This window comes from Agromyces sp. Y558 (assembly GCF_059445415.1).
In genome coordinates, this window is sequence record NZ_JCAIUH010000002.1 from 453899 (window position 1) to 479290 (window position 25392).

The following is a 25392-nucleotide window of genomic DNA, read 5'->3' on the forward strand; positions in this document are numbered from 1 at the left end:
TCAGGGTCATCATCAGGGTTGGAGGTCGCATGGTCTATCTGGACCACGCCGCGACCACCCCGATGCTGCCCGAGGCCATCGAGGCGCTGACCGCCGCGCTCGCCGTGGTCGGCAACCCCTCGTCGATCCACAGCGCCGGCCAGCAGGCGAAACGACTCCTCGAGGAGTCGCGCGAGCGCGTCGCCGCGACACTCGGCGCCGACGGCATCGAAGTGGTCTTCACGGGCAACGGCACCGAGGCGGTCAACCTCGCGATCAAGGGCATCTGGTGGCAACGGCGAGCGGATGCTTCGACGGGCGCTGCTCGCACGCGCATCCTGGTTCCGGCCGGCGAACACCATGCCACCGTCGACACGGTCGAGTGGCTCGCGACCCACGAGGGCGCCGACGTGGTCGAGATCCCGCTCGACGAGGTCGGCCGGGTGCGCCTCGACGTGCTCGCCGCCGAGCTGTCGCACGATGCGGCATCCGTGGCTCTCGTGACGATGCTCTGGGCCAACAACGAGGTCGGCACCATTCAGCCCGTCGAGGAGGCCGCTCGCCTGACCGCGCGTGCCGGCGTGCCGCTGCACGTCGACGCGATCTCGGCCTACGGGCAGGTGCCGATCGACTTCCACGGCATCAGGCGGGCAACGGATGCCCCGCGGGGCGCCGGACTCGTCGCCCTCAGCGTCTCAGCGCACAAGATCGGCGGCCCAGCCGGCATCGGAGCGCTCGTGCTCGACCGCTCCGCGGCCGTCGAACCGCTCATCCACGGCGGTGGGCAGCAGCGCAAGGTGCGCTCGGGCACGCAAGACGTCGCTGCAGCGTCGTCGTTCGCAGCAGCGGCATCCGTCGTGGCCGCTCATCTCGACGTCGATGCGGCGCGCATGGCGAAGCTGCGCGACCGACTGATCGCGGGCACGCTCGATGCGGTGCCCGACGCGCGACTCTCCGGGGATGCCGCCGCTGACGGCCGCCTGGCGGGCAACGCTCACTTCTCGTTCACGGGGTGCGAGGGTGATTCGCTGCTCTTCCTGCTCGATGCCGCCGGGGTCGCCGTCTCGACGGGCTCGGCGTGCCAGGCGGGTGTACCCGAGCCCTCGCACGTGCTCATGGCCATGGGGCGCTCCGAGGCCGACGCGCGCGGCGCCCTCCGCATCACGATCGGCCACGCTTCGACCGACGCCGACGTCGATGCGTTCCTCGCGGCATTGCCGGTCGCACACGCCCAGGCGGCTCGCGCCGGGCTCGCCGCGCGCGCCACCTCCTTCGACCGCTGAGAAGGCGGTGGCGTCTCCTCGATTTCTCGAGTTGCCCGACTCCGGACAGAATCGGGCAGCTCGGGGCCGAGGCATCCGCTCAGACAGGTCTGTTTAGACTGGAGCACATGAAGGTTCTCGCTGCGATGAGCGGCGGCGTCGACAGCGCCGTTGCCGCTGCGCGCGCCGTCGAAGCCGGTCACGAGGTCGTCGGAGTGCACCTCGCCCTCAGTCGCATGCCCGGAACACTCCGCACCGGCAGCCGCGGCTGCTGCACGATCGAAGACTCGATGGACGCGCAGCGGGCGGCCAACGTGCTCGGCATCCCGTACTACGTGTGGGACTTCTCCGAGCGGTTCAAGGCCGACGTCGTCGACGACTTCATCGCCGAGTACTCCGCCGGGCGCACCCCGAACCCGTGCATGCGCTGCAACGAGCGCATCAAGTTCGCGGCCCTCCTCGAGAAGGCGCTCGCCCTCGGGTTCGACGCCGTGGCCACCGGCCACTACGCCAAGATCGTGACGGATGCCGCGGGCAACCGTGAGCTCCATCGTGCGAGCGCCGAGGCGAAAGACCAGAGCTATGTGCTCGGGGTGCTCACCGCCGAGCAGCTCGCGCACGCCTACTTCCCGCTCGGCGACACGCCGTCGAAGACGCTCGTGCGCGCCGAAGCCGCCGAACGCGGTCTCTCGGTGGCGCAGAAGCCCGACTCGTACGACATCTGCTTCATCCCCGACGGCGACACGAAGGGCTGGCTCGCCGAGCGCGTCGGCACCGAAACGGGCGACATCGTCGACCGCACCGGCGCCGTGGTGGGGTCGCACGAGGGCGCGCACGCATTCACGGTCGGCCAGCGGCGCGGCATGCGACTCGGAACTCCGGCCGCCGACGGCAAGCCGCGATTCGTGCTCGAGGTGCGGCCGAAAGAGAACACCGTCGTGGTCGGCCCGAAGGCGGCGCTCGCGATCGGGCTCATCGCCGGTTTCCGGTTCTCGTGGGCCGGGCTCGCGCCCGCCGACCCGTCGACCCCGTTCGAGTGCGAGGTGCAGATCCGCGCACACGCCGACCCAGTGCCGGCGGTCGCCGAGCTCGTCGACGGCGAGTTCGTGGTCACGCCGGGGCATCCGCTCGATGGAGTGGCGCCCGGCCAGACCGCGGTGATCTACGTCGGTACGCGGGTGCTCGGCCAGTTCACGATCGACCGCACGGTGAGCGCCGTTCCGGTCGACGCGTAGCCCCGGACAGGCTCGCCTCGACGGCCAGCATCGCGTAGATTCGCGCTGGCGCTACCCCCGGCGCCGCGTCAGTGACGAGGAGTCGTTGTGTCCTACCCGCAAAGTCCCGCCGATCCGAACCGCGACCCGGCCGACCCGTTCCGAAACCTCGGCCCGGCGCCCACGACGGGCCGCATCACGATCGTCGCCCCGCCCGCCGACGAATGGGAACCGATCGTGGAGGTCGCCCCCATTACCGCCGAGGAGGTCATCGAACGCCAGCGACAGGTGTTCGGCGGCATGAAGATCGGCTCGGCCCTCTTCGGGTGGCTCACCGCGGCAGGCGTCACGGCCATCGGCATTGCGCTCGGTCGCGGTGCGGCGCGCGGTGCGGCGTCGACCGGCGACGCGCTGCTCGATGCTGACACCGTCGGATGGGTCGGGGTCAGCGCACTGCTCGTGATCGTACTGGCGGCCTTCTATTGCGGCGGCTACGTCACCGGCCGCATGGCGCGCTTCAGCGGCGTGCTGCAGGGTCTCGCCGTGTGGCTCTGGGCGCTCGTGATCGCGATCCTGGCGGCGGTGCTCAGCGTGGTGCTGGGTCGCCAGGACGACATCCTCGGCTACCTCGATGCGTTCCCGCGCATCCCCGTGCCCGAGAGTGCCCTGACGATCGCGGTCATCACCGCCGCGGTCGTTGCGGCCCTCGTGAGCGTCGGCGGTGCCATCCTCGGCGGCGTCGTCGGGGTGCGCTACCACCGTCGCGTCGATCTCGTCGGGTTCGATCGGTAGCAGAGACAGGCGCCCCGAACGCCCGGCGGGCGTCGCTGCGCGCCCATAGGATGGCGCTGTGAGCGACATCCCCACCGAGTTCGAAGCCGCCCGTGCCGAAGCCGCGTTGCTCGCCGACCGCATCGAAGGTGCGCGGCTCGCCTACTACGGCGATGGCGACTCGTCACTCTCCGACGCCGAGTACGACGCCGACTTCCACCGGCTCGAGGCACTCGAGCGCGCCTTCCCCGAGCTCGCGGGCCAAGACAGCCCGACCCAGCAGGTCGGCGCGGCCATCGTCTCGGCGGGCTTCCCCGAGCACGAGCACGCCGAACGCATGCTCAGCCTCGACAACGTCTTCTCGATCGACGAGTTCCGCGATTGGGCGACGAAGACCGCCGCTGCGGCAGGGCGGCCCGTGCGCTGGCTCTCCGAGTTGAAGATCGACGGACTGGCGATCAGCCTTGCCTACCGCGACGGTGTGCTCGAGACCGCGACGACGCGAGGCGACGGCCGTGTCGGCGAAGACATCACCGAGAACGTCGACCTGATCCCCGCCATCCCACCGCGGCTCGAGGGCGCCGGGTACCCCGCGTTCTTCGAAGTGCGCGGCGAGGTGTTCCTGCGCACGAGCGACTTCGAGGCGCTGAACGAGCGACAGCACGAACTGCAGGCCGCCTTCGAGGCCGAGCAGATCGCAAAGGGTCGTGCGATCGAGCAGATCCCCACGAAGTATCCCGAGTTCGCCAACGCGCGCAACACCGCGGCAGGCAGCTTGCGCCAGCGCCGTGAGAAGAAGAGCGCGTTCGAGCGCTCGCTCATGCGCGAGCGGCTCGGCCGACTCGCCCTGTATCTCCACGGCATCGGCGCGTGGCGCAGTGCCTCACCGACTGGGCCAGATGTGCGAAACCAGTCCGACATCTACTCGCTCCTCGATGGGTGGGGCCTGCCGGTCTCGCCGCACTCCCGCGTGTTCGACTCAGTCGACGACGTCGCCGGGTACATCGTCGAACGCGGCGAGCACCGCCACGACGTCGAGCACGAGATCGACGGCATCGTCGTCAAGGTCGACGAGCTCGCCCTGCACGATGAGCTCGGGGCGACCAGTCGCGCGCCGCGCTGGGCGATCGCGTACAAGTATCCGCCCGAGGAGGTGCACACGAAGCTCCTCGACATCGTCGTCGGCGTCGGCCGCACCGGCCGCGCGACGCCCTACGCCGTCATGGAACCCGTGAAGGTCGCCGGCAGCACCGTGCGGCAGGCGACACTGCACAACCAGCAGGTCGTGAAGGCGAAGGGCGTGCTCATCGGCGACACCGTGGTGCTGCGCAAGGCGGGCGAAGTCATCCCCGAGATCCTCGGTGCGGTCGAACAATTGCGCGACGGCAGCGAGCGCGAGTGGCACATGCCCGAGCGCTGTCCCGAGTGCGGTACTCCGCTGCGCGCCATGAAAGAGGGCGACATCGATCTGCGCTGCCCCAATGCGAAATCCTGCCCCGCCCAAGTGCGCGGGCGGGTCGAGCACATCGGCTCACGGGGTGGCCTCGACATCGAGGCGCTCGGCGAGGTGACCGCGGCCGCGCTCACCCAGCCGTCCTTCCCGACGCAGCCGCCGCTGCCCACCGAGGCCCGCCTCTTCGACCTCACGATCGAGGAGCTCGTGCCGATCGAAGTCGTCGTGCGCGACGCCGAGACGGGCGAACCGAAGGTCGACGATGAGACCGGCGAGCCGGTGAAGCGAGCGCCGTTCCAGAAGCTCGGGCCCGCGAGCTATCCGCCCGGCACCGAGACCATGACACCGGCCGAGCGCCGTGCAGCGGGCGTGAAGAAGAACTTTCGCGAGGTCGGTCCGTCCGAGGCGGCGACGAAACTCCTGGCCGAGCTCGGCAAGGCCAAGACGAAACCACTCTCGCGTCTGCTCGTCTCACTCAACATCCGCCACGTCGGGCCGGTCGCGGCGCGAGCGCTCGCCGACCACTTCGGCTCGCTCGAGGCGATCCGCGGTGCATCCAGAGAAGAGCTCGCCGAAGTCGACGGCGTCGGCGGCATCATCGCGGACTCGCTCATCGACTGGTTCGGTGTCGACTGGCATCTCGAGATCATCGACCGGTGGACCGCCGCAGGCGTCCAATGGACGACGCCGGGGCATCCGGGGCCGGGCGCCGCAGCCGAAGCCGGGGGAGTGCTCGCGGGACTCACGATCGTCGCGACCGGATCGCTCGAGGGCTTCACACGTGACGGGGCGCTCGAGGCGATCATCGCCGCCGGCGGCAAAGCCGCGTCGAGCGTCTCGAAGAAGACCGACTTCGTCGCTGCCGGGCCGGGAGCCGGTTCCAAGCTCGCGAAAGCCGAAGAGCTCGGCATCCGCGTGCTCGACGCCGCCCAGTTCGCGGTGCTCGTGAGCGAAGGTCCGGCTGCGTTGCAGGCGATCGAGGCAGCTGAAGGCGACTAGCCGGGTATCAGGAGGAGTATGTCGGCACCAGAGAACGACGCAGCGGCATCGGCGGATGCTTCGTCGAAGCAGGCTCCGCGCGGCCCCTCGCGCCGCGAGTTCCTCAGGGTCGGCGGTGCGGCGGCGGCCGGAGTCGTCGTCGGTGGCGCGGCCGGTGGGGCGGTCGGTGTCGCGCTCGCCGGGGGAGCATCGAACGCGAACGCGCCGTCGCCGAGTGCGACGGCCGTGCCAGAGGGCGCATCGCCGATCGAACACCTCGTCGTGCTGATGGGAGAGAACCGCTCGTTCGACAATCTCCTCGGCCGGCTGTACACGACGGAGTCGTTGCCCGCGGGTGCGAGCTTCGACGGGCTCGACTTCGGCGAGTACTCGAATGTCGCGTCCGATGGCAGCACGGTGTCCGCGCACGTCTACACGGGTGCGACCGACCGGATCATGGAGCAGCCCGATCCAGATCCCGGCGAGGAGTACCCGCACGTCAACACCCAACTGTTCGGCACGATCGACCCCGCGCACAACGAGGGTCGTGAGACTGCGGAGATGACCGCGCCGTACAACGCGCCGAGCGACGCCTCGAAGCCCGACATGTCGGGCTTCGTGCGCGACTACGAGTCGAATCTCCGCGCACTCCGCCACGGACGCGCACCCGAGGCCGACGAGGTTCGCCAGATCATGGGCGGGTTCGATCCCGTCATGCTGCCGGTGCTGTCGACGCTGGCTCGCGAGTTCGCCGTCTTCGATCACTGGTATTGCGCGGTGCCGTCGCAGACCTTCTGCAACCGGTCGTTCTTCCACGCGTCCACGTCGCACGGCTTCGTCACGAACGTGCTCGACGGGGGCTACCGCAAGTGGCTCGACGCCCCCGATTCGCCGACGATCTTCAATCGCCTCGAAGAGCAGGGCGTGAGCTGGCGCGTCTACTTCGACGAGCGTCAGTTGATCTCCTTCACCGGATTCCTGCACGCGCCGGCGCTCGAACGCTTCTGGCGCACGGAGCACTTCGCCACGATGGAGGATTTCGAGAGTGACGCCGCTGCGGGCACGCTGCCCGCGTACGCGTTCATCGAGCCGCGCATGGTCTACGACCACAACGACTTCCACCCGCCGTTCGGCAAGCTTCGCGAAGGAGAGTTCGACGGAGAGCCCATCGTCGACAGCGCCGTTTCCGACGTGCGTGCCGGTGACGCGCTGGTCGGCCGCGTCTATCAGGCGGTGCGCGGGGCGGCGTCGGAGTCGGGTTCCAACGCCCTCAACACGATGCTGCTCATCACCTTCGATGAGCATGGTGGCACATATGACCACGTGCCCCCGCCCTCGGCGAAGCCCCCGAACGACGACGGCGAAGGCGAGATGGGGTTCGGCTTCGATCGTCTCGGATGCCGCGTGCCGGCGATCGCCATCTCGGCCTACACCGGGGCCGGCACGATCATCAGCGACGAATTCCACCACGCCGCCGTCATCGCGACCCTGTCGAAGAAGTACGATCTCGCTGCCCTGACGAATCGAGACGACGGTGTCCGCGACCTCACTGCGGCGCTCAACCTCACCGTGCCGAGGCATCCGTCGACCTGGCCGTCGCCGACCCCGCAGTACGTGCCGCTGAACGACGAGGAGCGACCGCCTGACGAAACGGATAGCGCGTCGACGCGGCCGCTGAGTCCGCCCGGGCAAGGACTCCTCGGCCTGTTGCTCGCGAAGTACGGCGAGCCGGGCGAACCGCTGCCCGAGACGTATGCCGAGGCCTACGAGCTGTTGCACCGCTACGGCGACGGGCTGTTCGGCGTGCCCGGATAGAATCGATCCATCCCCATCCCGAGACGACGGAGCAGCATGTCCGAAATCACTGCGGAGCAGGTCGCGCATCTCGCGAACCTCGCCCGCATCGCGCTCACCGATGAAGAGATCGAGCACCTCACGACAGAGCTCGGCCAGATCATGCACGCGGTCGAGCAGGTGAGCGAGGTGGCCACGCCCGACGTGCCGCCGACGAGTCACCCGATCCCGATGCAGAACGTCTACCGCAACGACGTCGTCGGCGAATCGGTCCTCACCGTCGACGAGGCGCTCGCGGGCGCCCCCGAGTCCGACGACGCCCGATTCAAGGTCTCGGCGATCCTGGGAGAAGAGCAGTGAGCGACGAACTGATCCGCCTGACAGCTGCCGCGCTCGGCGAGAAGCTCTCCTCTGGCGAGGTCTCGTCGGTCGAGGCAACCCGCGCGCACCTCGACCGCATCGCCGCCGTCGACGGAGCCGTGCACGCGTTCCTCCACATCGAGGGCGATCGCGCTATCGAGACGGCAGCCGAGATCGACCGGCAACGCGCAGCAGGTGCCCCGCTCGGCCCGCTCGCCGGGGTGCCGATCGCGATCAAAGACGTGCTCGTCACCAAAGGCATGCCGTCGACCGCTGGTTCGCGCATCCTCGAGGGCTGGGTTCCGCCGTACGACGCGACTCCGGTCACCAAGGTGCGCGAGGCGGGCATGATCCCGCTCGGCAAGACGAACATGGACGAGTTCGCCATGGGTTCGTCGACCGAGCACTCGGCATACGGCCCCACCCATAACCCGTGGGATCTCGAGCGCATCCCCGGTGGTTCGGGCGGCGGCTCCGCGGCATCCGTCGCCGCCTTCGAAGCCCCCCTGGCGCTCGGCTCCGACACCGGTGGCTCGATCCGTCAACCGGCGCACGTCACCGGCACCGTCGGCGTGAAGCCGACCTATGGCGCCGTCAGCCGTTACGGCTCGATCGCATTGGCATCGTCGCTCGACCAGATCGGCCCGGTCACTCGCACCGTGCTCGACGCAGCGCTGCTGCACGACGTCATCGCCGGGCACGACCCGCTCGACTCGACCTCGATTCCCGAGGCCTGGCCGTCGATGGCCGAGGCAGTACGGCGAGCGGATGTCTCAGGCCTTCGCATCGGCGTCATCAAGGAGCTCGACGGCGAGGGCTTCCAGGCCGGTGTGCGGCAGCGGTTCCACGAGTCGCTCGAGCTGCTCGAACAGCAGGGCGCCGAGATCGTGGAGGTCTCCGCACCGCACTTCGAGTACGCGATCGCGGCGTACTACCTGATCCTGCCCGCAGAGGCGTCGTCGAACCTCGCGAAGTTCGACTCGGTGCGCTTCGGCCTCCGTGTCACTCCAGAGGGCGGCGGCACGGTGGAGCAGGTCATGGCGGCGACTCGCGAGGCCGGCTTCGGTCCCGAGGTGAAGCGACGCATCATCCTCGGCACCTACGCGCTCTCGGCCGGCTACTACGACGCCTTCTACGGCAGCGCGCAGAAGGTGCGCACGCTCGTGCAGCGCGACTTCGACGCGGCGTTCATGAACGTCGACGTGCTCGCCTCGCCGACCGCACCGACGACCGCGTTCAAGTTCGGCGAGAAGCTCGCCGACCCCGTGTCGATGTACCTGAACGACATCGCGACGATTCCAGCGAACCTCGCCGGCGTGCCGGGCATCTCGCTGCCCTCGGGGCTCGCCCCCGAAGACGGGCTGCCCGTCGGCATCCAGTTCCTCGCGCCGGCGCGAGAGGATGCGCGACTCTACAACGTCGGCGCTGCGCTCGAGCAGTTGCTCGAAGAGCGGTGGGGTGGCCCGCTTCTCGCGCAGGCCCCCGACCTCTCCGCCCATGAGCTCACCGCGACCGAGGAAGGCGCACTCTGATGGCACGCGCTGAACTGATGGACTTCGATAAGGCCCTCGAGCTCTTCGAGCCGGTCATCGGTCTCGAGGTGCACGTCGAGCTGAACACCGTGTCGAAGATGTTCTCGTCTGCACCGAACCCTGCGAACTCGCAGTTCCACGGCGCAGAGCCGAACACGCTCACGACGCCGGTGTGCCTCGGTCTCCCGGGTTCGCTTCCCGTCGTCAACGGTGAGGCAGTGAAGTACTCGATCAGCCTCGGGCTCGCGCTCGGCTGCTCGATCGCCCCCTCGAGCCGCTTCGCCCGCAAGAACTACTTCTATCCCGACCTCGCGAAGAACTACCAGATCTCGCAATACGACGAGCCGATCGCGTTCGACGGCGAGGTCGAGGTCGAGCTCGAGAACGGACGCACGTTCACAGTGCCGATCGAGCGCGCGCATATGGAGGAAGACGCCGGCAAGCTCACGCACGTGGGCGGTTCGACCGGTCGCATCCAGGGCGCCGAGTACTCGCTCGTCGACTACAACCGTGCCGGTGTTCCGCTCGTCGAGATCGTCACGCGGCCGATCTTCGGAGGCGAGGCCGACACTCCTGCGCTCGCGAAGGCGTACGTGTCGACGATCCGCGACATCGTGCTCTCGCTCGGCATCTCCGAGGCGCGCATGGAGCGCGGCAACCTCCGTTGCGACGCGAACGTCTCGCTCCGCCCCCGCGGGCAGGAGAAGCTCGGCACACGCACCGAGACGAAGAACGTCAACTCGATGCGGTCGGTCGAGCGTGCGGTGCGCTACGAGATCCAGCGTCAGGCCGCAATCCTCGCCGGTGGCGGCACGATCACTCAAGAGACGCGTCACTGGCACGAAGACACCGGTGCGACGAGCGCCGGACGGCCCAAGTCCGATGCCGACGACTACCGGTACTTCCCTGAGCCCGACCTGCTTCCCGTCGTGCCGTCGAAAGAACTCGTCGACGGGCTGCGTGCCGCGTTGCCCGAGCCGCCGGCGGTGCGCCGCCGCCGGCTGAAGGCCGATTGGGGCTTCACCGACCTCGAATTCCAGGATGTCGCGAACTCGGGCCTGCTGATCGAACTCGAGGCCACGGTGAAGGCCGGTGCCTCGCCCGCTGCAGCCCGCAAATGGTGGACCGGCGAGATCGCCCGCCTCGCGAATGCGGCCGATCAGGATGCCTCTGGCCTCGTCTCGCCCGAACATGTCGCCGAGCTCGCACAGCTCGTCGACGCCGGCACGCTCACCGACCGCCTGGCGCGCCAGGTGCTCGAAGGCGTCATCGCGGGCGAAGGCGCGCCGCAGCAGGTCATCGACGCGCGCGGTCTCGCCGTCGTCTCCGATGACGGGGCCCTGATCGCGGCCATCGATGCGGCACTCGCCTCGCAGCCCGACGTGCTCGCGAAGATCCGCGATGGCAAGGTGCAGGCGGCCGGTGCGGTGATCGGCGCCGTCATGAAGGCCATGCAGGGCAAGGCCGATGCGGCGCGTGTGCGCGAGCTCGTGCTCGAGCGGGCCGCGACTCCGGTGGCCGAGTAGCGGGTGCGTTCCGCCACCGCTGGTCGAGTGGCGAGCGTTCCGATACCGCCGGTCGAGTAGCGAGCGTTCTCATACCGCTGGTCGAGTAGCGAGCGCAGCGAGCGTATCGAGACCGACTCACAGCCGGCGCGATACCAACGGCCGTACAGTGGTCGTCCTTTGAACGATTGAGGAGCACGAAATGGGATTCCTGGACCGACTGTTCGGCACCGTCCCCGATGAACCCGCGGCGCGCCCGGTTCCTTCGACACGCAGACTGAGTGACGACGAGCTCGCCGTCGAGCGATACCGCTACCTGCTGCGCACGGCGCCGCCCGAGTCGGTCGAGGCTGTGCACGCCGAGGCGTTCGCCAAGCTCACTCCCGAGCAGCGAGCGGCGGTCTTCGCCTCGCTCTCCGAAGAGGCACCTGCCGGTGAACGACTCGTCTCCGACGAGCCCAGCGCACTGGCCCGAGCGGCGACCCGTGCCGAGCTTCGAGCTCCCGGCAGCGTGGAACGAGCCTTCAACCGAGCGGATGCCTCGGGTGGCCGCAGCCGGCAGGGCGGGCCGTCGTTCGGCGGTATGTTCGCGGGCTCGCTGCTCGGCTCCATCGCTGGTGTGGTGGTCGGCTCGGCGATCGCGCAGGCGTTCCTGCCCGACCCCGCCTCGTTCGAGGCGGGTGCCGACGGCGGGGACACCGGGAGCGACTCCGGCGCCGACACGGGCGCCGATGCCGGCGGCTCTGACGCTTCTGGTTCAGATCAAGGCGGCTTCGGAGACTTCGGCGGTGGCGATTTCGGTGGTGGTGGCGACTTCGGGTTCTGACACTCGATCGCGTCGGCAAGCCCTGGGCTTCCGATGACGGTGGCACGGGCTAGGTTCGGAGCATGAGCAAGCAGGACGGCTCGTCGCGGCAGGTCACCACTGGCCCCGTCGACGATTCGGCGACACCCATCCTGCACGTCGACATGGATGCGTTCTTCGTGTCGGTCGAGTTATTGAAGCGGCCAGATCTGCGCGGCAAGCCGGTGCTGGTCGGCGGTACCGCCGGGCGTGGGGTTGTTTCTGCGGCGAGCTACGAGGCCCGAAAGTACGGCGTGAACTCGGCGATGCCGATGTCGCTCGCCTTGCAGCGCTGCCCGAACGCCGTCGTATTGCGCGGCGACTACGCGAGCTACACCGAGTATTCGCGTCGGGTGATGACCATCTTCGAAGAGGTCACTCCGCTCGTCGAGCAGCTCTCGATCGATGAGGCGTTCCTCGACGTGTCGGGCGCGCGTCGCCTGCACGGCAGCCCGGCCGAGATCGCGTGGACCCTGCGGCAGCGCGTACACGGTGAAACCGGGTTGACGTGCTCGGTCGGCGTGGCAGCGACGAAGTTCGTGGCCAAGGTTGCGTCGAGCAGGGCGAAGCCCGACGGCATGCTCGTCGTGCCGGCCGAGCGCACGCTCGACTTCCTGCACCCGCTGCCGGTCTCGGCGCTCTGGGGCGTCGGCCGGGTCACCGAGGAGTCACTCACGCGCATCGGGCTGCGCACCGTCGGCGATGTCGCCGCCATGCCGGTCGACGCGCTCGAGCGTGCACTCGGGCCGGCGCTCGCGGCCAAGCTCAGCCATCTCGCGATGGGCGTCGACGCTCGCGACGTCGTCACGGGCCGAGAGGAGAAGAGCATCGGTCACGAGGTCACGTTCGGTTACGACCTCACCGATCTCGAGCAATTGAGGCGCGAGCTCCTCCGGCTCTCCGACGACGTCGCTGTGCGGCTGCGCAAGGCAGGGCTCCTCGGCCGCACGGTCGTGTTGAAGCTCCGCTACGGCGACTTCCGCACGGTCACCAGGTCGCGCACGCTGGGCGAGCCCACGGATGTCGCGCGCCGCATCTACGACGAGGCATCCGCGGCCCTCGGCGAACTCGCCGGCGATGGCGCGCGCATCCGTCTCATCGGTGTTCGCGCCGAGCAGCTTCGACCGTCGGGTACCGGTGCGATGTTGTGGGACCCCGACGAGGAGTGGCGCGAGGCTGAGCGCACGATCGATGAGGTGACCGCTCGCTTCGGCCGAGGTACCGTGCGTCCGGCCTCGCTCGTGCGCCCGGCCGTCGATCGTGTCGAGTCGTCACGACGCAAGGATGCGGGCGGCGAGTGAGCGCGCCGCGATGAACCCGCCGCAGTGTGAATCGTGAGGGGGGTGGCTGAGTGGCGCATCCGAGGGTAGCGTTGGAGGCATGGCTGAACTCGTACTGGAACTGGCTGAATCCGTCGCCGGCGTCGGCGTGAAGACCTCCTACGGTGATGCCGTCGAGATCGACGGCACCACGCTCGTACCGGTGGCGCTCGGATACTACGGCTTCGGTGCCGGCAGCGGCTCCGACGAGAAGGGTGACGAGGCGGGCGGTGGTGGCGGCGGTGGCCTCTCCATTCCGCTCGGCGCATACGTCGGTCGCGATGGCGGGGTTCGCTTCGAACCGAACCTCATCGGGCTGCTGCTCGTCGCCACCCCGCTCGTGTGGGTCACCGGCAAGGCGCTGCGCATGGTGATCAGAGCGCTCAAGCGCTGAGACGCCCACCGTCGCCGCCGTCGCGGCCGACCCTCACCGTGCTCGTCGGCGTATACTCGTCAACGAACACGGGAGTCCGGTGAGCCGGGCTGAGAGGAAGGTTCTCAACCTTCGACCGTCGAACCTGATCTGGGTAATGCCAGCGCAGGGAGGGCAATCACATCTCAATTCCCGTGCCTCTTTCCACGAATCGAAAGGGCACGACAGTGCACACTGCAGCAACTGAATCCAGCACGCCTCCAGCCGATCCGAAGCCGCGCAATCTGAGTTGGCGGGTCGTGGACATCGTCGTCGCCAGCGTGATCGGCGTCGCGACAGGGCTTCTCTTCCTCTTCTGGAACAACATCGGTTACGCGTGGTTCAGCGCGGCTGATGCGCTCACGCCGGGCCTCGGCGGTATCGCCGTCGGCATCTGGCTCATCGGCGGCGTGATCGGCGGACTCATCATTCGCAAGCCGGGTGCGGCGCTCTTCGTCGAACTGTTTGCCGCCGTGGTGTCCGCGCTCATCGGCAACCAGTGGGGCATCGAGACGATCTACGCCGGTGTGGCGCAGGGGCTTGGCGCCGAACTGGTGTTCGCGCTCCTCGCCTACCGCCGCTTCGGCGTGCTGCCCGCCATGCTCGCCGGTGCGGCTGCCGGCGCGGCGGCCTGGAGCCTCGAGCTCTTCACGTCGGGCAATCTGCAGAAGTCCGCCGAGTTCCTGGGGCTCTATTTCGCGACGGTGGTCGTGTCGGGCGCGGTCCTGGCCGGGCTGCTCGGCTGGCTCATCGTGCGGGGTCTCGCAGCCACCGGGGCGCTCAGCCGTTTCGCCGCGGGTCAAGACGTGACTCAGCGGGTCTGACGTGGGTCACGACTCCGAAGCAATCCGGCCCGCGCGCGTGGAGGCGCGCGGGTGGGGGTGGCGCCACGCCAGCAGGCGCGACGCCGCGCTCGATGGCATCGACCTTCGTATCGAACCGGGGGAGCGGGTGCTGCTGCTCGGGCCGTCGGGTTCGGGCAAATCGACGCTCCTTCACGCCCTTGCCGGCGTTCACGGCGGAGCCGAGGAGGGCGAGGAGACCGGTTCGCTGCGCATCGACGGCGAATGGCCGGCCTCGATGCGGGGCCGCGCGAGCCTCGTGCTGCAGGACCCCGACTCGCAAGTGATCCTCGCTCGCGTCGGTGATGACGTCGCCTTCGGCTGCGAGAACCTCGGGGTGCCCCGAGAGGAGATCTGGCCGCGCGTACGCCGTGCACTCGACGACGTCGGGCTGGATCTCCCACTCGACCACCCGACGAGCTCGCTCTCGGGCGGGCAGAAGCAGCGTCTGGCGCTCGCGGGCGCGCTCGCGATGCGACCGGGGCTACTGCTTCTCGACGAGCCGACTGCGAACCTCGACCCCGACGGGGTGAGCGAGGTTCGTCACGCGGTCGACCGTACGCTCGAGCGCACGGGAGCCACTTTCGTCGTGGTCGAGCACCGCGTCGATGTCTGGATCGACCTCGTGACCCGAGTGGTGGTGCTCGGCAGGAACGGTCGAATCATCGCCGACGGCGACCCGCGAGACGTCATCGACACGCAGCGCGCGGCGCTCCTCGCCGCCGGGGTCTGGGTGCCCGGCTCGCCGCCGACGGTCACGTCCGCGCGGCCCGCCGCGGCGGCATCCGTCATCGATCTCGCCGGCATCGACCTCGCAATCGGCCGCCGGAGCGATGCGGTCGTGCGAGAGGGGCTCGAGCTGTCGTTACCGAGGGCCTCGTCGACCGTGCTCACTGGGCCGAACGGCGCCGGAAAGTCGACCCTCGCCCTCACGATGGGCGGACTTCTGGCACCGATCGCGGGGCAGGTGCGCGCGTCAGCGGAACTCGCGAGCGGGCTGCGCGGGGAGCCGATCCGATGGCGTTCGCGCGAATTGCTGACCCGCATCGGAACCGTGTTTCAAGAGCCGGAGCACCAGTTCGTCGCCTCCACCGTGCAGCGCGAACTCGAAGTCGCCCCGCGGGCGCTGGGTCTCGACACGGCGACGACCCGCCTGCGCACTCGCGAGGTGCTCGAACGCCTGGGGCTCGACCGGCTCGCCGAGGCGAACCCGTTCACGCTCTCAGGCGGTGAGCAACGTCGGCTCACGGTCGCGTGCGCGCTCGTCGCCCAGCCCCGCGTCATCATCCTCGACGAGCCGACCTTCGGCCAAGACCGTCTCACCTGGATCGAACTCGTCAGCCTGCTCAGGGGACTCGTCGACGACGGGGTGACCCTGCTCTCGATCAGTCATGATGCGGCATATCTCGCGGCGCTCGGCGATCAGCATCTCGATCTCAGCCGGGAATGCCTCCGAGCGGAGGCGGCGGCATGATCGCGGCACCCCGCCTGCGACTCGTCGATCGCGTCAACCCCGTCAGCCGCCTCGCCGCGGCGATGCTCCTCACCACACCGCTGCTCCTCACGGTCGATTGGGTGAGCGCCGCGGTCGCACTCATCGTGCAGCTCGCACTGTTCGCCATGGCCGGGGTGACCCCGAAAGTACTCGTGGCACGCACCTGGCCGATCCTCATCGCGGCGCCGATCGCCGGTCTCAGCATGCTGCTGTACGGGCGCCCCGAGGGCACCGAGTACTGGTCGTTCTGGCTGGCGCGGGTCACCGACGGCTCCATCGAACTCGCCATCGCCGTCACCGTGCGCGTACTCGCGATCGGATTGCCGGCGGTGCTGCTGTTCATGAATGTCGACCCGACCGAGCTCGCCGACGGGCTCGCACAGATCGCTCGCCTGCCGAGCAGGTTCGTGCTGGGCGCGCTCGCGGGAGCACGCCTCGTCGGCCTGTTCATCGAGGATTGGCGGGCGATGGCGTTGTCGCGCCGCGCGCGCGGCATCGGCGATCATGGTGCCATTCGTCGGTTCGCGACGATGGCCTTCGCGCTGCTCGTGCTCGCCATTCGGCGGGGAAGCAAACTCGCGACCGCGATGGAGGCACGCGGCTTCGGGTCCGACCGACCGCGCACCTGGGCGCGTGTCTCCCGTGTCGGTTGGTCGGACGCGGCGCTCCTCGCACTCGCCGTCGGCATCGCCGCGCTCGCGATCGGCGCGGCCATCTGGGCCGGCACCTTCCACCCGGTGTGGTCGTGACCGATCGCCCGGGTGTCGAGGCCGGCCCCGCGGCATCCGCCGTTCAGGCCGTGCTCGCTCGGGTACGCGCGGAGCGATCGCGGATCATCGCGATCGACGGACCCAGTGGCTCAGGCAAGAGCACGCTCGCCGACACGATCCTGCGGGCCTGGCCAGGTCAGAGGCCCGACCTCGTTCGTCTCGACGACGCCTATCACGGCTGGACCGGGCTGGAACGGGCCGGAACCGAGTTGTCGCGCACCCTCATCGCCCGCCGGGCGCGTGGCAAGGTGGGGCAGTGGCGGCGCTGGGACTGGGCGGCCGACCGTGCGGGTTCGATCGAGTCGAGCGATCCGGGCAACGCGCTGATCATCGAGGGGTGCGGTGCGTTCGCCGCCGTCTCGCAGGTCGATGCGGTGCATGTCTGGGTCGAGGCCTCGGCACGGGTGCGCAAACGCAGGGCGCTGGCACGAGACGACGGCGCATTCGATCCGTATTGGGATCTCTGGGAGCGGCAGTGGCGGCGATACGTCGCGCGTACGGCTCCCGCCAGTCGTGCCGACCTGCGGGTTCGCGTCGCCGACGCCTGAGTCGGCGCGCCCGTGCGGCCCCCTGCCCCTCGCTGCGACCGGGGGCTACGGTAGTCATATGAGCACAGACAGGACAGGCGCCCAGTACGTCGCGGAGTTCCTCGACGGTCCGCTCGAGGGCGAGTTCGAGCAGCGCATCCTCGTGGGCGGCAAGCCCGAACAGCGCGTCGGCATGGTCGCCGCCGTCGACGGTCTCGAATCGCTGTTCTGGTACGACGCGGTCGACGAGCGCGAGGTCAACGGACAGGTGCGGGTGCAGTTCCGGTTCGATGCCGATGACTCCGACCCGGTCGAGTCCGACGACGAGAACGACTGAGTACACCGCAAGAGTGAGGCCGCGCGCGACCCCCGGGTTCAGCCCTGCTGATCGGCGAAGAACGCCCCGATGAGCGCGGCCGGGTTCGTGAGTCGCCAGAGCGGACCCGGATCGCGGATGCCGCTCGTCAACTCGAGGGGGGAGGCGAGCTCCCCGCTGGCCGCAGCCACGGTGACCCGGCCGACGTCACGACCCGCCGACGCGGTCGTGAACGCCTCGACGGTGACGGATGTCTCGCCGCCCGGGTTGCCCCACGAGACATCCGTCTGGCTCACAGTGGCGATGAGCTCGGCTCGGTCTCCCCAGGGCGCTTCGACACTCGCGTACGGCGTGCCGGCGGTGATGACTTCGACTGGCTGAGCGGTGAGCGAGCTCGATTCGACCGCCGCACGAACGGCGGCGTCGAGAGTCTCGTAGTCGGGCATGAGCGTCATCGCGCCGACGAGGTGATGTGATGGGTCGCCTTCTGCGCCCGGGATCTCAGTTGAGAACAGGAAGGTCAGGCCCGCCTGGTCGGTGTAGCTGCGCGCGAGGGCACGCACTCCCGCGTCGCCGAGATGGGCGACCACGTCCGGCACGTTTCGCGCCCCGGCGACTGCTGGGGACTCGACCGTGTCGTACATCGCCGCGAGCGCCGGGTCGGCCAGTGCCAGCGCCGCGAGGCGGGTGAGTTCTTCGGCGGTGCCGACATTGTCGCCCGACAGGCCCGTCGCATCGGCGACCCGGGTCCCGGTGAAGCCTTGCTCGGCGAGCCAGGCATTGGCCGCCTTGACATAGGGGTTGACGCCGCCGAACGCCCAGCGCACGAGCGTGTCGGCGTGGTTGTTGCTCGATGCGAGCAGCACCGCACGCACGACGTCTCGCTCCGTCCAACTCTCGCCGGGCGAGACCTGCAGAGTGCGCGAGTCCTCCGCGACGTAGCGGAGGTAGTCGGTGTAGTCCTCGGGTCCGATGTTGATGGCCGGGCCGGCACCGCCGTCTGCGGGCAGCGGCAGAGAGTCGAGGGTCGCGAGCACGGTGATGAGTTTTGCGGCGCTGCCGATCGGAACCGCGGCCGTGTCGCCTGCCACAGTGAGCGTCGTCGGCGTGCTGTCGTCAGCGAGGACGGCGATCGCGCTCGCGCCCGCGGTGGGAAGCGTGATCGCGGTGGGCGTGCCCATCGCGGATGCCGCTGCACCGGTGTCATCGACCGTGACGCTCACGGCCGGGAGCGGGCCGAGGAGCATCGCCGGACCGTAGACCCCGATGCCGAGGATCGCGATCGCGCCGACGGCGATGCCGACGATGCGGCGGGGGGTGATGCTCATGGAATCAGCGTAACCCGGCCGCGTTCACGCCCAGGACGGCCCGACTACTCGGTGCGGCGCTGCGCACGCCGACCGCGCAGCACGGCGAGTGCGCCGAGCACGGTGAGGAACAGCACCAGGATGACGCCGACGCCTGGTTCGAAGCCCGTGGCGGCGAGGCCGCCCGCGGAGTCGGGATCGTTCGAGGCGCCTCCGCCGCCGCCCCCCGTGCCGCCGGGCGTGTTTCCTCCTCCGTTGCCGCCGGTGGCCGCTGGTGAGACTTCGATCGTGATCGATGCCGAAGCTTCGCCCACGCTCGCCGTGATCACGTGCGCACTTGCGTGAGTGAACGTCACTCGGTTGCCCGAGACGATGTCGCCTGGTTGATCACTGGTCAGGGTCACGTCGGAAGCCACATCACCGTGGTCATTTCCGAAAGTGTCCACCCCCGAGACGGCGATCTCCACGGAGTCGCCCACCGTCGCCTCGAGTGAGTCGGCTGACATGGTGATGTCGGTGATCGGACCTGGGGCGACTTCGAACGTGAGCGCTCGGCTGCTCGAGCCTGTCGCGGAATCCATCCGCACCGTGAAGGTGGCCGTCACGGCGAGATCGGACTCGCCCGCGAGTTCGCCGCTCGTGCGGTCGAGCACGAACCCAGCGGGGAGAGATCCCTCCGTCACCGTGTAGCGCGCGGAGTCGGTGCCGGTCGCTCCCAGCGGAACCGAGTGCTCGACCCCGGCCACTGCATTCGGAATGGAAGTCACCAGCTCGGGCGAGGCTGCCCCGATGGCCACCGGGAGTCGGTTGAACGCCAGCAGGCCGACATCGTTCGAGGTACGAATCATCGGGCCGGCGCCGTAGTGCGAGAGATAGCTCACCGTCGTATTCGCTCCGATGGCCCCGGCCAGTGTCACGAGCAGCTTTCCTCCCTCGTGAGAACTCACGTTCGTGACCTTGGCAGATGAGCCGTTCACCACGAAGTCGCCTGTCGAGTTGATGTTCGCGTCGACGGTCAGCGGATCGGTTGCCGAGTCGAGCTGGATGGTGAACTCCGTGCTCGACGGTGCCGCCGCTGCTGCTGCGATCGGGTTCGGAGCGGCAACGCCGGCGCTCGGCCCGTCATAAAGGTCGCGGAGGAGCACGGCCGTCGCCTGCTCGCCGAACATCTTGTAGCCGCCTTCGTATCCGAAGTGGCAGCCGTCATGAACGGGTGCTCCTGTCGTGGAGAGCACGGTCACGCCATGCGTCCGCGCGAGGTTCCGTTGCGCTTCGCGCAGGGCGATGTCGTCTCCGCGGGCCGCATCGCCGGCGCCGTTGCACGAAGTTCGGAGCTGGTACGCGTAATACTGCGCGCCGCCGCTGATACTCGAGCCGAATTCACTTCGCCAGTCCTCGAGGAGGGTGGTGAAGCCGTCGATGTGACGGACCGTGTCGCCGTTGTCCGACTCGCCCTGGTACCAGAACACCGCCTTGACGTCGTCGAGGACCCCGGCCGTTTCCAGGCGCTGCCGCAACCGGCCGTAGTTCGTTGCGCTGTCATTCGGGTCGGAATCGTTGCGCTGGAACACGTGTATCGGCTGCCCACCATGCGCACCATTGAAGATCGCGACCGGAACCTGAAGCTCTTGCGAGAGCGCGCCGCCCATGCGCATACCCCACTGGCCGACCATGCCGACATTGGTCACCTGACCCTTGTTCGCGGAGGTCATGTCACCGTAGGCGTATTGCCATGCGCGGCTGCCGTGAGAGGTCTCGGGATGCCACGACGTCGTGCCGTAACTCCGCACCCACGGCGACTGATTGCCAGCGCTCGAATCCGATCCGTCCTGCCATGCGGCGGACTCCGAATTGGACTGTCCTTGAATCACGAAGACGTCGCCGGCGACGACGTGGGTCCACCGGCCGCTCGTGCGCCAGACGCCGTCGACCTGGGCCTCCAGGTGGAACTCGTAGTCGTGAAGGCCCGCCGTGATGCGCGTGTCGAACGAGAACGACGAGTCCGATGTCGCCTGTGTCGTCGTCACTCCGGCACTCGTGACCGAGAGACGCACGTTCTCCACCGCGGCATCCGAAGTACCGGCGACGATCACGTTCGCACCGTTGTCGGCATCGCGCGGGAAGAGCTCCCGATCCTGCGGGGCGTTGCTCAGCTCGACGACGGCGGAGCGTGTGTAGACCGTGAGCGTACGGCTCGCGAACGAGGCCGCATTGCGGGCGAAGGTCCAGTCCGACTCCGCCGAGCCGCCTGGTGCGTCTCCGAACCCGATGTCGAGCGTTTCCGTTCCGGTGAACCCGTTGAGTGCCATCACGGTGCTCGGGGTCTGGGTGTCGCCCGGTTCGGCGTTCACCCGGTGGATCTGGAACGAGCCGTACCACCCGACGGTCGGCTGGTCGTCGGCGTCGTACGCGTCGTTCGTCGCGCCCTGTACTTGCCCGCTGCGGTAGCGCTCGTAGGTGTTCGGCCAGTGCTCGATCCACCCCGTCATACCTTCGCCCGTCGCGACGCCGGCGACGTTCGAGGCGACCTCCAAGTCGTTCACGCGCTGCTGCGTCATCTGGCCCGGGATCGTATGAAGGCCGAGCAGCGAAGGATCGGCGGTGAAGGCGTCCATACCGGACCAGGCCCACTGCGTGCCTGTGCCGCTCGTCGTCTCAAGGCAATACCCCACGCGGTCGAAGCCGTGTTCGGCCGATTGAAGTGCATTGAACGCGTAGTCGGGCACGGCGCCCGGCCACGAAGCGTTGGCAGGGAGCTCGAGTTGCAGCACCGGCGCCTGGCCGTCGGCCGTGGCGGCCGCATCGCACGAAGTGGGTGCGGCTGTCTCGGCGGCCGGCGCGGGAGCGGTGGGGGTGAGGACGAGTGCCCCGGTCAGGGCGGCGAGAGCGAGGAGGCGGACGGGTGTGCGTGCCGAAAGCGCGTTGATCAATGCGGGCCAATCATCTTTGATGTGCGCAACGTGTGGAGTGAATCTGGTGATGAAACGATTCAGAAGCGGTCAGTCGATACAGTAGCGGCCAGTCGAGCGGCGCGTCAATGCACCGGGCGGCCCGTGTATGCCTGAGCCCCCCGTCGTCGGTCTGAGCGCGCTTCGATGCCCCGGAGCGGGCCGTGGTGGCCGGTGGAGCGACGTGTCGGGCTCAGGCCCAGCCGAGTTCGTGCAGGCGAGCGTCGTCGATACCGTAGAAGTGGGCGATCTCGTGTACGAGCGTGACGTGGATCTCTTCACGGAGTTCGTCTTCGTCGTCTGAGATCGAAAGCAACGGCTCGCGGTAGAGGATGATGCGGTCGGGCATCTCACCGAATCCGTACCGGTCGCGTTCGGTCAGCGCCCACCCGTCGTAGAGGCCGAGCAGGTCGAGCGAGCCGTCTTCGGGGCGGTCTTCGACGACGAAGACGACGTTCTCGAGGCCGTCGACCATGTCGTCGGGCAACTGGTCGAGTTCATCGACGACGAGAGCTTCGAACGCCTCGGCATCGAGTTCCACGAGCAACTCCGTTCGGAGCGGGTGAAGAATTGGGGTGAGTAACGGGGCTTGAACCCGCGACCTCCTGGACCACAACCAGGCGCTCTGCCAACTGAGCTATACCCACCATGTGTCGACCGCCGAAGCGATCTGGCAACTCAAAGAGACTACTACACCTTGGCGTCGAACTCGTCCACGACGGTCGCCGCAAGGGTCTGGAGTTCCTGGGTCGACGGGCCGGGCTCGGTGACGAAGACCGCGCGCCGGTAGTAATGCAGTTCGCGGATCGATTCGAGGATGTCGGCGAGCGCCCGGTGTCCGCCGTGTTTCTGAGGCGAGTTGAAGTACGCGCGAGGGAACCAGCGTTTTGCGAGCTCCTTGATCGAGGAGACGTCGACACTGCGGTAGTGCAGGTGCGCATCGAGGCGAGGCATGAACTTTACGAGGAAGGCGCGGTCGGTGCCGATCGAGTTGCCCGCGAGGGGTGCCTTCTGTTCTTCGGGTATGTGCTTCAGCACGTACTCGAGTACTTCGTACTCCGCCTCGGCGACGCTGACACCATTCGGGATCTCTTCGATGAGTCCGGATTGGGTGTGCATGGTTCGGACGAACTCGCCCATCGACTCGAGCGCGCTCGAATCGGGCTTGATGACGATGCTGAGCCCCGGATCGACGGGGTTCAGGTCGTAGTCGGTGATGACGACGGCGATTTCGACGAGTTCATCGACCTCGAGGTCGAGTCCGGTCATTTCACAGTCGATCCAGACCAGTCGGTCACTCGAGGAAGCCATGCGGCGAGTCTACCGGGGCGCTCCGACACTACTGTTTCAGTGCCTCGGGCGACGGTGAACGCTGGGATTGATGCCCGGTCGAGGTGTCGCGGTTCCAGGCGTTGGATTCGGTGCCCCCGGCAGGAATTGAACCTGCGACCAAGAGATTAGAAGGCTCCTGCTCTATCCGCTGAGCTACGGGGGCGACGGTGCCAAGCATACCGGGGCAGGCCGGGTCACCCCTCGACGGGAACGTACGGATCGTCGTCCGGCTGCTTCGCGGCGGCATCTGTTCGGCCCTTGCGAATCGTGAGTGCGATGAGCGGGAACAGGAGCACCGAGGCCATCCCCGCCCCCACGAGCGCCGCGGCGGTACCGCTCGGCAGGTCGCCGTTGTCGACTCCGATGGCGGTGACCGCGACGATGATCGGCAGACCGGTGGCGCCGAAGAGTGCGGTCGCCGCGAGGTCGCGCCGACTCGAGCCCTTCGGTGCGGCGAGGAGCGAGGGAAGTCCGCGCACGATGAGCATCAGCACGAGGAAGATCGGGAGGAGCGCCGTCGTGCTGGCATCGGCGAAGAGCGCTTCGAGGTCGAAGGTCACGCCTGTGTTGATGAAGAACACAGGTACGAGGAAGCCGTAGCCGACGGCCTCGAGCTTCGTCTCGACGATCTCCGCATCGCGCTCGGGTGCGCCGGTCATCAGCAAGCGGTAGATCACGCCGGCGGTGAATGCACCGAGGAGCATATCGAGGTCGAGCACGATGCTGAGCGCTACGAGCGCGAGCAGCACGAAGACGACGAGTCGCACTGCGAACTGCCCGCTCGTGTGGAGGGTCGCGGTGATCACCCGATGCATGCGCTTGCCCACGCCCTTCGCGGCCAGCCAGATGGCGATCCCGGCGATGAGCGCGAAGGCGAGGAGCACGACCGTCGCGAGCAGCGGGGTGCGCCCGCTGAGGAAGATCGAGATCGCAAGCAGCGGCCCGAACTCGCCCACGGCGCCGAGCGCGATGACGGCGATGCCGAAGGGGGTGCCGAGATCGCCCGAATCTCGAAGCACCGGCATGATCGTACCGAGCGCCGTCGAGGTCAGGGCGATGCCGATGAAGGCCGCCGCGGGGAGGTCGGCCGCCAGCACCGAGGCGATCCCGATGCCCGCGGCGAGTGAGATTATCCAGCCGATGGCGGCACGGCTCAGGGGGCGCCCGCGGATCGAGCGGAAGTCGACCTCATTGCCTGCGAGGAAGAAGAGCATTGCCAGTCCGAAGTCGGCGAGCTGGCCCATGAACTCATCTGGCACGACCCAGCCGAGCACCGCCGGTCCGAGTGCGAGTCCGAGCACTATCTCGAAGACGACAAGCGGGATGACGACCCAACGTCCGATCGCTCGCACGAGCAGCGGCGCGGCAACGGCGATCGCCGGCACGAGCACCATGGTTCCGATCGAGATATCCATCCGAACTCCCGTCAGGACACGACGTCGCCAGGGCCGGCGGCGTTGCACTTGTCGCGATGCTAGCGGAGGCTTGATCGCATCTGCGCGATGACGCGGCCGTGCTCGTTTGCATCCCGGAAACATGTCAGCGGTATCGTCGTGGAATGCGAGAGCTGCAGTCGCGAATCATCGCCGAACTCAACGTCGTCCCGGTCATCGAACCGGCAGAGCAGGTGCGTGCGCGCATCGACTTCCTGAAGTCCTACCTGCGCTCGACCGGTGCACGCGGCTTCATCCTCGGCATCAGCGGGGGACAGGATTCGACACTGGCCGGGCGGCTCTGCCGACTGGCGGTCGATGAACTCGTCTCCGAGCGGACTCCTGCGCGCTTCGTCGCGGCGCGATTGCCTTACGGCGTGCAGCGTGACGAAGACGATGCGCAACTCGCACTCGAGTTCATCGCCCCGCACGAGGCCGTGGTGTTCAACATCAAGGGCGGTGTCGACGGGTTCGCAGCAGACTTCGAGGCGGCGACGCAAGCGCCCCTCAGCGACTTCGGCAAGGGCAACGTCAAGGCACGACTGCGGATGGTCGCGCAATACGCGCTGGCGGGCGAGCAGGGGCTGCTCGTCGTCGGCACCGATCATGCTGCGGAGGCCGTCACCGGCTTCTTCACGAAGTTCGGTGACGGTGGCGCCGACATCCTGCCGTTGACCGGGCTCACGAAGCGGCAGGGCCGTGCGTTGCTCGAGTATCTCGGTGCTCCCGAGCGTCTGTTCCTGAAGGAGCCGACCGCCGACCTGCTCGATGCGAACCCGGGGCAGACCGACGAGGCGAACCTCGGGCTGAGCTACCTCGACATCGACGCATTCCTCGAAGGTCACGACATCGACGAGGAGGTCGCCGAACGCATCGAGGCGAGATTCCTGCAGACCCGGCACAAGCGCACGGTGCCCGTCTCGATGTTCGATGACTGGTGGCGTTGATCAATCGCTCGACCTGACCCGAATCGGCCGGAGCCGCGAGCCAGCTGAGCAG

22 protein-coding genes, 2 tRNA genes and 1 riboswitch are annotated in these 25392 nt (G+C 68.3%); of the genes, 17 read left to right on the plus strand and 7 right to left on the minus strand.

What is annotated here, in order from left to right:
* Positions 1 to 29 precede the first annotated feature (29 nt).
* From AC1C2T_RS13920 to AC1C2T_RS13995, 16 genes are all read left to right on the plus strand, one after another.
* Positions 30 to 1262: a cysteine desulfurase family protein gene (locus AC1C2T_RS13920; protein ID WP_495385697.1), complete on the plus strand. Its 1233-nt coding sequence runs from the start codon at positions 30 to 32 to the stop codon at positions 1260 to 1262.
* Between the two features lie 107 nt (positions 1263 to 1369).
* Positions 1370 to 2476, plus strand: a complete 1107-nt coding sequence (gene mnmA / locus AC1C2T_RS13925) for a tRNA 2-thiouridine(34) synthase MnmA (protein WP_495360393.1) — start codon at positions 1370 to 1372, stop codon at positions 2474 to 2476.
* Positions 2477 to 2563: 87 nt separating this feature from the next.
* Positions 2564 to 3247: a hypothetical protein gene (locus AC1C2T_RS13930; protein ID WP_495360392.1), complete on the plus strand. Its 684-nt coding sequence runs from the start codon at positions 2564 to 2566 to the stop codon at positions 3245 to 3247.
* Between the two features lie 58 nt (positions 3248 to 3305).
* The gene (gene ligA, locus AC1C2T_RS13935; protein WP_495385698.1) at positions 3306 to 5678 is read left to right on the plus strand and encodes an NAD-dependent DNA ligase LigA; all 2373 of its coding nucleotides are present in this window, start codon (positions 3306 to 3308) and stop codon (positions 5676 to 5678) included.
* Between the two features lie 18 nt (positions 5679 to 5696).
* Entirely contained in the window at positions 5697 to 7472 is a 1776-nt protein-coding gene (locus AC1C2T_RS13940; protein WP_495385699.1) for an alkaline phosphatase family protein, read from the plus strand.
* 36 nt (positions 7473 to 7508) lie between these two features.
* Entirely contained in the window at positions 7509 to 7811 is a 303-nt protein-coding gene (gene gatC, locus AC1C2T_RS13945) for an Asp-tRNA(Asn)/Glu-tRNA(Gln) amidotransferase subunit GatC (RefSeq protein WP_495360389.1), read from the plus strand.
* The gene (gene gatA / locus AC1C2T_RS13950) at positions 7808 to 9343 is read left to right on the plus strand and encodes an Asp-tRNA(Asn)/Glu-tRNA(Gln) amidotransferase subunit GatA (protein WP_495385700.1); all 1536 of its coding nucleotides are present in this window, start codon (positions 7808 to 7810) and stop codon (positions 9341 to 9343) included. Before gatC ends, gatA begins: the two co-directional genes overlap by 4 nt.
* Entirely contained in the window at positions 9343 to 10869 is a 1527-nt protein-coding gene (gene gatB / locus AC1C2T_RS13955; RefSeq protein ID WP_495385701.1) for an Asp-tRNA(Asn)/Glu-tRNA(Gln) amidotransferase subunit GatB, read from the plus strand. Before gatA ends, gatB begins: the two co-directional genes overlap by 1 nt.
* A gap of 181 nt (positions 10870 to 11050) precedes the next feature.
* Positions 11051 to 11674, plus strand: a complete 624-nt coding sequence (locus AC1C2T_RS13960) for a hypothetical protein (RefSeq protein WP_495385702.1) — start codon at positions 11051 to 11053, stop codon at positions 11672 to 11674.
* A 62-nt stretch (positions 11675 to 11736) separates the two neighbouring features.
* Positions 11737 to 12993, plus strand: a complete 1257-nt coding sequence (locus tag AC1C2T_RS13965; RefSeq protein ID WP_495360385.1) for a DNA polymerase IV — start codon at positions 11737 to 11739, stop codon at positions 12991 to 12993.
* A 79-nt stretch (positions 12994 to 13072) separates the two neighbouring features.
* Positions 13073 to 13405 (plus strand): spore germination protein GerW family protein, encoded by a 333-nt coding sequence (locus AC1C2T_RS13970; protein ID WP_495360384.1) that lies wholly within the window; start codon positions 13073 to 13075, stop codon positions 13403 to 13405.
* Positions 13406 to 13463: 58 nt separating this feature from the next.
* A riboswitch (TPP riboswitch) is annotated at positions 13464 to 13573 on the plus strand.
* Positions 13574 to 13611: 38 nt separating this feature from the next.
* A complete protein-coding gene (locus tag AC1C2T_RS13975; protein WP_495385703.1) occupies positions 13612 to 14247 on the plus strand; it encodes an ECF transporter S component in 636 nt (211 codons plus the stop codon).
* A gap of 1 nt (position 14248) precedes the next feature.
* Complete coding sequence (locus AC1C2T_RS13980; RefSeq protein ID WP_495385704.1) at positions 14249 to 15739, plus strand: ABC transporter ATP-binding protein; 1491 nt, start codon at positions 14249 to 14251, stop codon at positions 15737 to 15739.
* Entirely contained in the window at positions 15736 to 16509 is a 774-nt protein-coding gene (locus AC1C2T_RS13985) for an energy-coupling factor transporter transmembrane component T family protein (protein ID WP_495360381.1), read from the plus strand. Before AC1C2T_RS13980 ends, AC1C2T_RS13985 begins: the two co-directional genes overlap by 4 nt.
* Complete coding sequence (locus tag AC1C2T_RS13990; protein WP_495385705.1) at positions 16506 to 17078, plus strand: nucleoside/nucleotide kinase family protein; 573 nt, start codon at positions 16506 to 16508, stop codon at positions 17076 to 17078. Before AC1C2T_RS13985 ends, AC1C2T_RS13990 begins: the two co-directional genes overlap by 4 nt.
* Before the next feature lie 58 nt (positions 17079 to 17136).
* Positions 17137 to 17394 (plus strand): hypothetical protein, encoded by a 258-nt coding sequence (locus AC1C2T_RS13995; RefSeq protein ID WP_495360379.1) that lies wholly within the window; start codon positions 17137 to 17139, stop codon positions 17392 to 17394.
* A 38-nt stretch (positions 17395 to 17432) separates the two neighbouring features.
* Here AC1C2T_RS13995 and AC1C2T_RS14000 read toward each other — a convergent pair whose 3' ends face one another.
* From AC1C2T_RS14000 to AC1C2T_RS14030, 7 genes are all read right to left on the minus strand, one after another.
* Positions 17433 to 18701, minus strand: coding sequence for a serine hydrolase family protein (locus tag AC1C2T_RS14000; protein WP_495385706.1), 1269 nt, complete (start codon positions 18699 to 18701; stop codon positions 17433 to 17435).
* 44 nt (positions 18702 to 18745) lie between these two features.
* Complete coding sequence (locus tag AC1C2T_RS14005; RefSeq protein ID WP_495385707.1) at positions 18746 to 21610, minus strand: sialate O-acetylesterase; 2865 nt, start codon at positions 21608 to 21610, stop codon at positions 18746 to 18748.
* Positions 21611 to 21821: 211 nt separating this feature from the next.
* On the minus strand, positions 21822 to 22169 hold the full coding sequence (locus AC1C2T_RS14010; RefSeq protein ID WP_495353718.1) for a metallopeptidase family protein: 348 nt from the start codon (positions 22167 to 22169) through the stop codon (positions 21822 to 21824).
* A gap of 30 nt (positions 22170 to 22199) precedes the next feature.
* A tRNA-His gene (locus tag AC1C2T_RS14015) sits at positions 22200 to 22275 on the minus strand.
* A gap of 43 nt (positions 22276 to 22318) precedes the next feature.
* Positions 22319 to 22939 carry an oligoribonuclease gene (gene orn / locus AC1C2T_RS14020; RefSeq protein WP_495385708.1) on the minus strand — a complete coding sequence of 207 codons (621 nt, stop codon included), beginning with the start codon at positions 22937 to 22939 and terminating at the stop codon, positions 22319 to 22321.
* Between the two features lie 111 nt (positions 22940 to 23050).
* Positions 23051 to 23123: transfer RNA gene (locus AC1C2T_RS14025), tRNA-Arg, on the minus strand.
* Positions 23124 to 23154: 31 nt separating this feature from the next.
* Positions 23155 to 24375: a cation:proton antiporter gene (locus tag AC1C2T_RS14030; protein WP_495360375.1), complete on the minus strand. Its 1221-nt coding sequence runs from the start codon at positions 24373 to 24375 to the stop codon at positions 23155 to 23157.
* A 143-nt stretch (positions 24376 to 24518) separates the two neighbouring features.
* Between AC1C2T_RS14030 and nadE the strand changes: the two genes are divergently transcribed.
* Positions 24519 to 25340, plus strand: coding sequence for an NAD(+) synthase (gene nadE / locus AC1C2T_RS14035; protein ID WP_495385709.1), 822 nt, complete (start codon positions 24519 to 24521; stop codon positions 25338 to 25340).
* The last annotated feature ends 52 nt before the right edge of the window (positions 25341 to 25392 follow it).

Coding starts and splice junctions, on each gene's coding strand:
- AC1C2T_RS14030 (WP_495360375.1), bottom strand. CDS start 24,375: ATGGATATCTCGATCGGAACCATGGTGCTCGTGCCGGCGATCGCCGTT.
- AC1C2T_RS13940 (WP_495385699.1), top strand. CDS start 5,697: ATGTCGGCACCAGAGAACGACGCAGCGGCATCGGCGGATGCTTCGTCG.
- gatB (WP_495385701.1), top strand. CDS start 9,343: ATGGCACGCGCTGAACTGATGGACTTCGATAAGGCCCTCGAGCTCTTC.
- gatC (WP_495360389.1), top strand. CDS start 7,509: ATGTCCGAAATCACTGCGGAGCAGGTCGCGCATCTCGCGAACCTCGCC.
- AC1C2T_RS13970 (WP_495360384.1), top strand. CDS start 13,073: ATGGCTGAACTCGTACTGGAACTGGCTGAATCCGTCGCCGGCGTCGGC.
- orn (WP_495385708.1), bottom strand. CDS start 22,939: ATGGCTTCCTCGAGTGACCGACTGGTCTGGATCGACTGTGAAATGACC.
- mnmA (WP_495360393.1), top strand. CDS start 1,370: ATGAAGGTTCTCGCTGCGATGAGCGGCGGCGTCGACAGCGCCGTTGCC.
- AC1C2T_RS13985 (WP_495360381.1), top strand. CDS start 15,736: ATGATCGCGGCACCCCGCCTGCGACTCGTCGATCGCGTCAACCCCGTC.
- AC1C2T_RS13965 (WP_495360385.1), top strand. CDS start 11,737: ATGAGCAAGCAGGACGGCTCGTCGCGGCAGGTCACCACTGGCCCCGTC.
- AC1C2T_RS13960 (WP_495385702.1), top strand. CDS start 11,051: ATGGGATTCCTGGACCGACTGTTCGGCACCGTCCCCGATGAACCCGCG.
- AC1C2T_RS13995 (WP_495360379.1), top strand. CDS start 17,137: ATGAGCACAGACAGGACAGGCGCCCAGTACGTCGCGGAGTTCCTCGAC.
- nadE (WP_495385709.1), top strand. CDS start 24,519: ATGCGAGAGCTGCAGTCGCGAATCATCGCCGAACTCAACGTCGTCCCG.
- AC1C2T_RS13920 (WP_495385697.1), top strand. CDS start 30: ATGGTCTATCTGGACCACGCCGCGACCACCCCGATGCTGCCCGAGGCC.
- AC1C2T_RS14000 (WP_495385706.1), bottom strand. CDS start 18,701: ATGAGCATCACCCCCCGCCGCATCGTCGGCATCGCCGTCGGCGCGATC.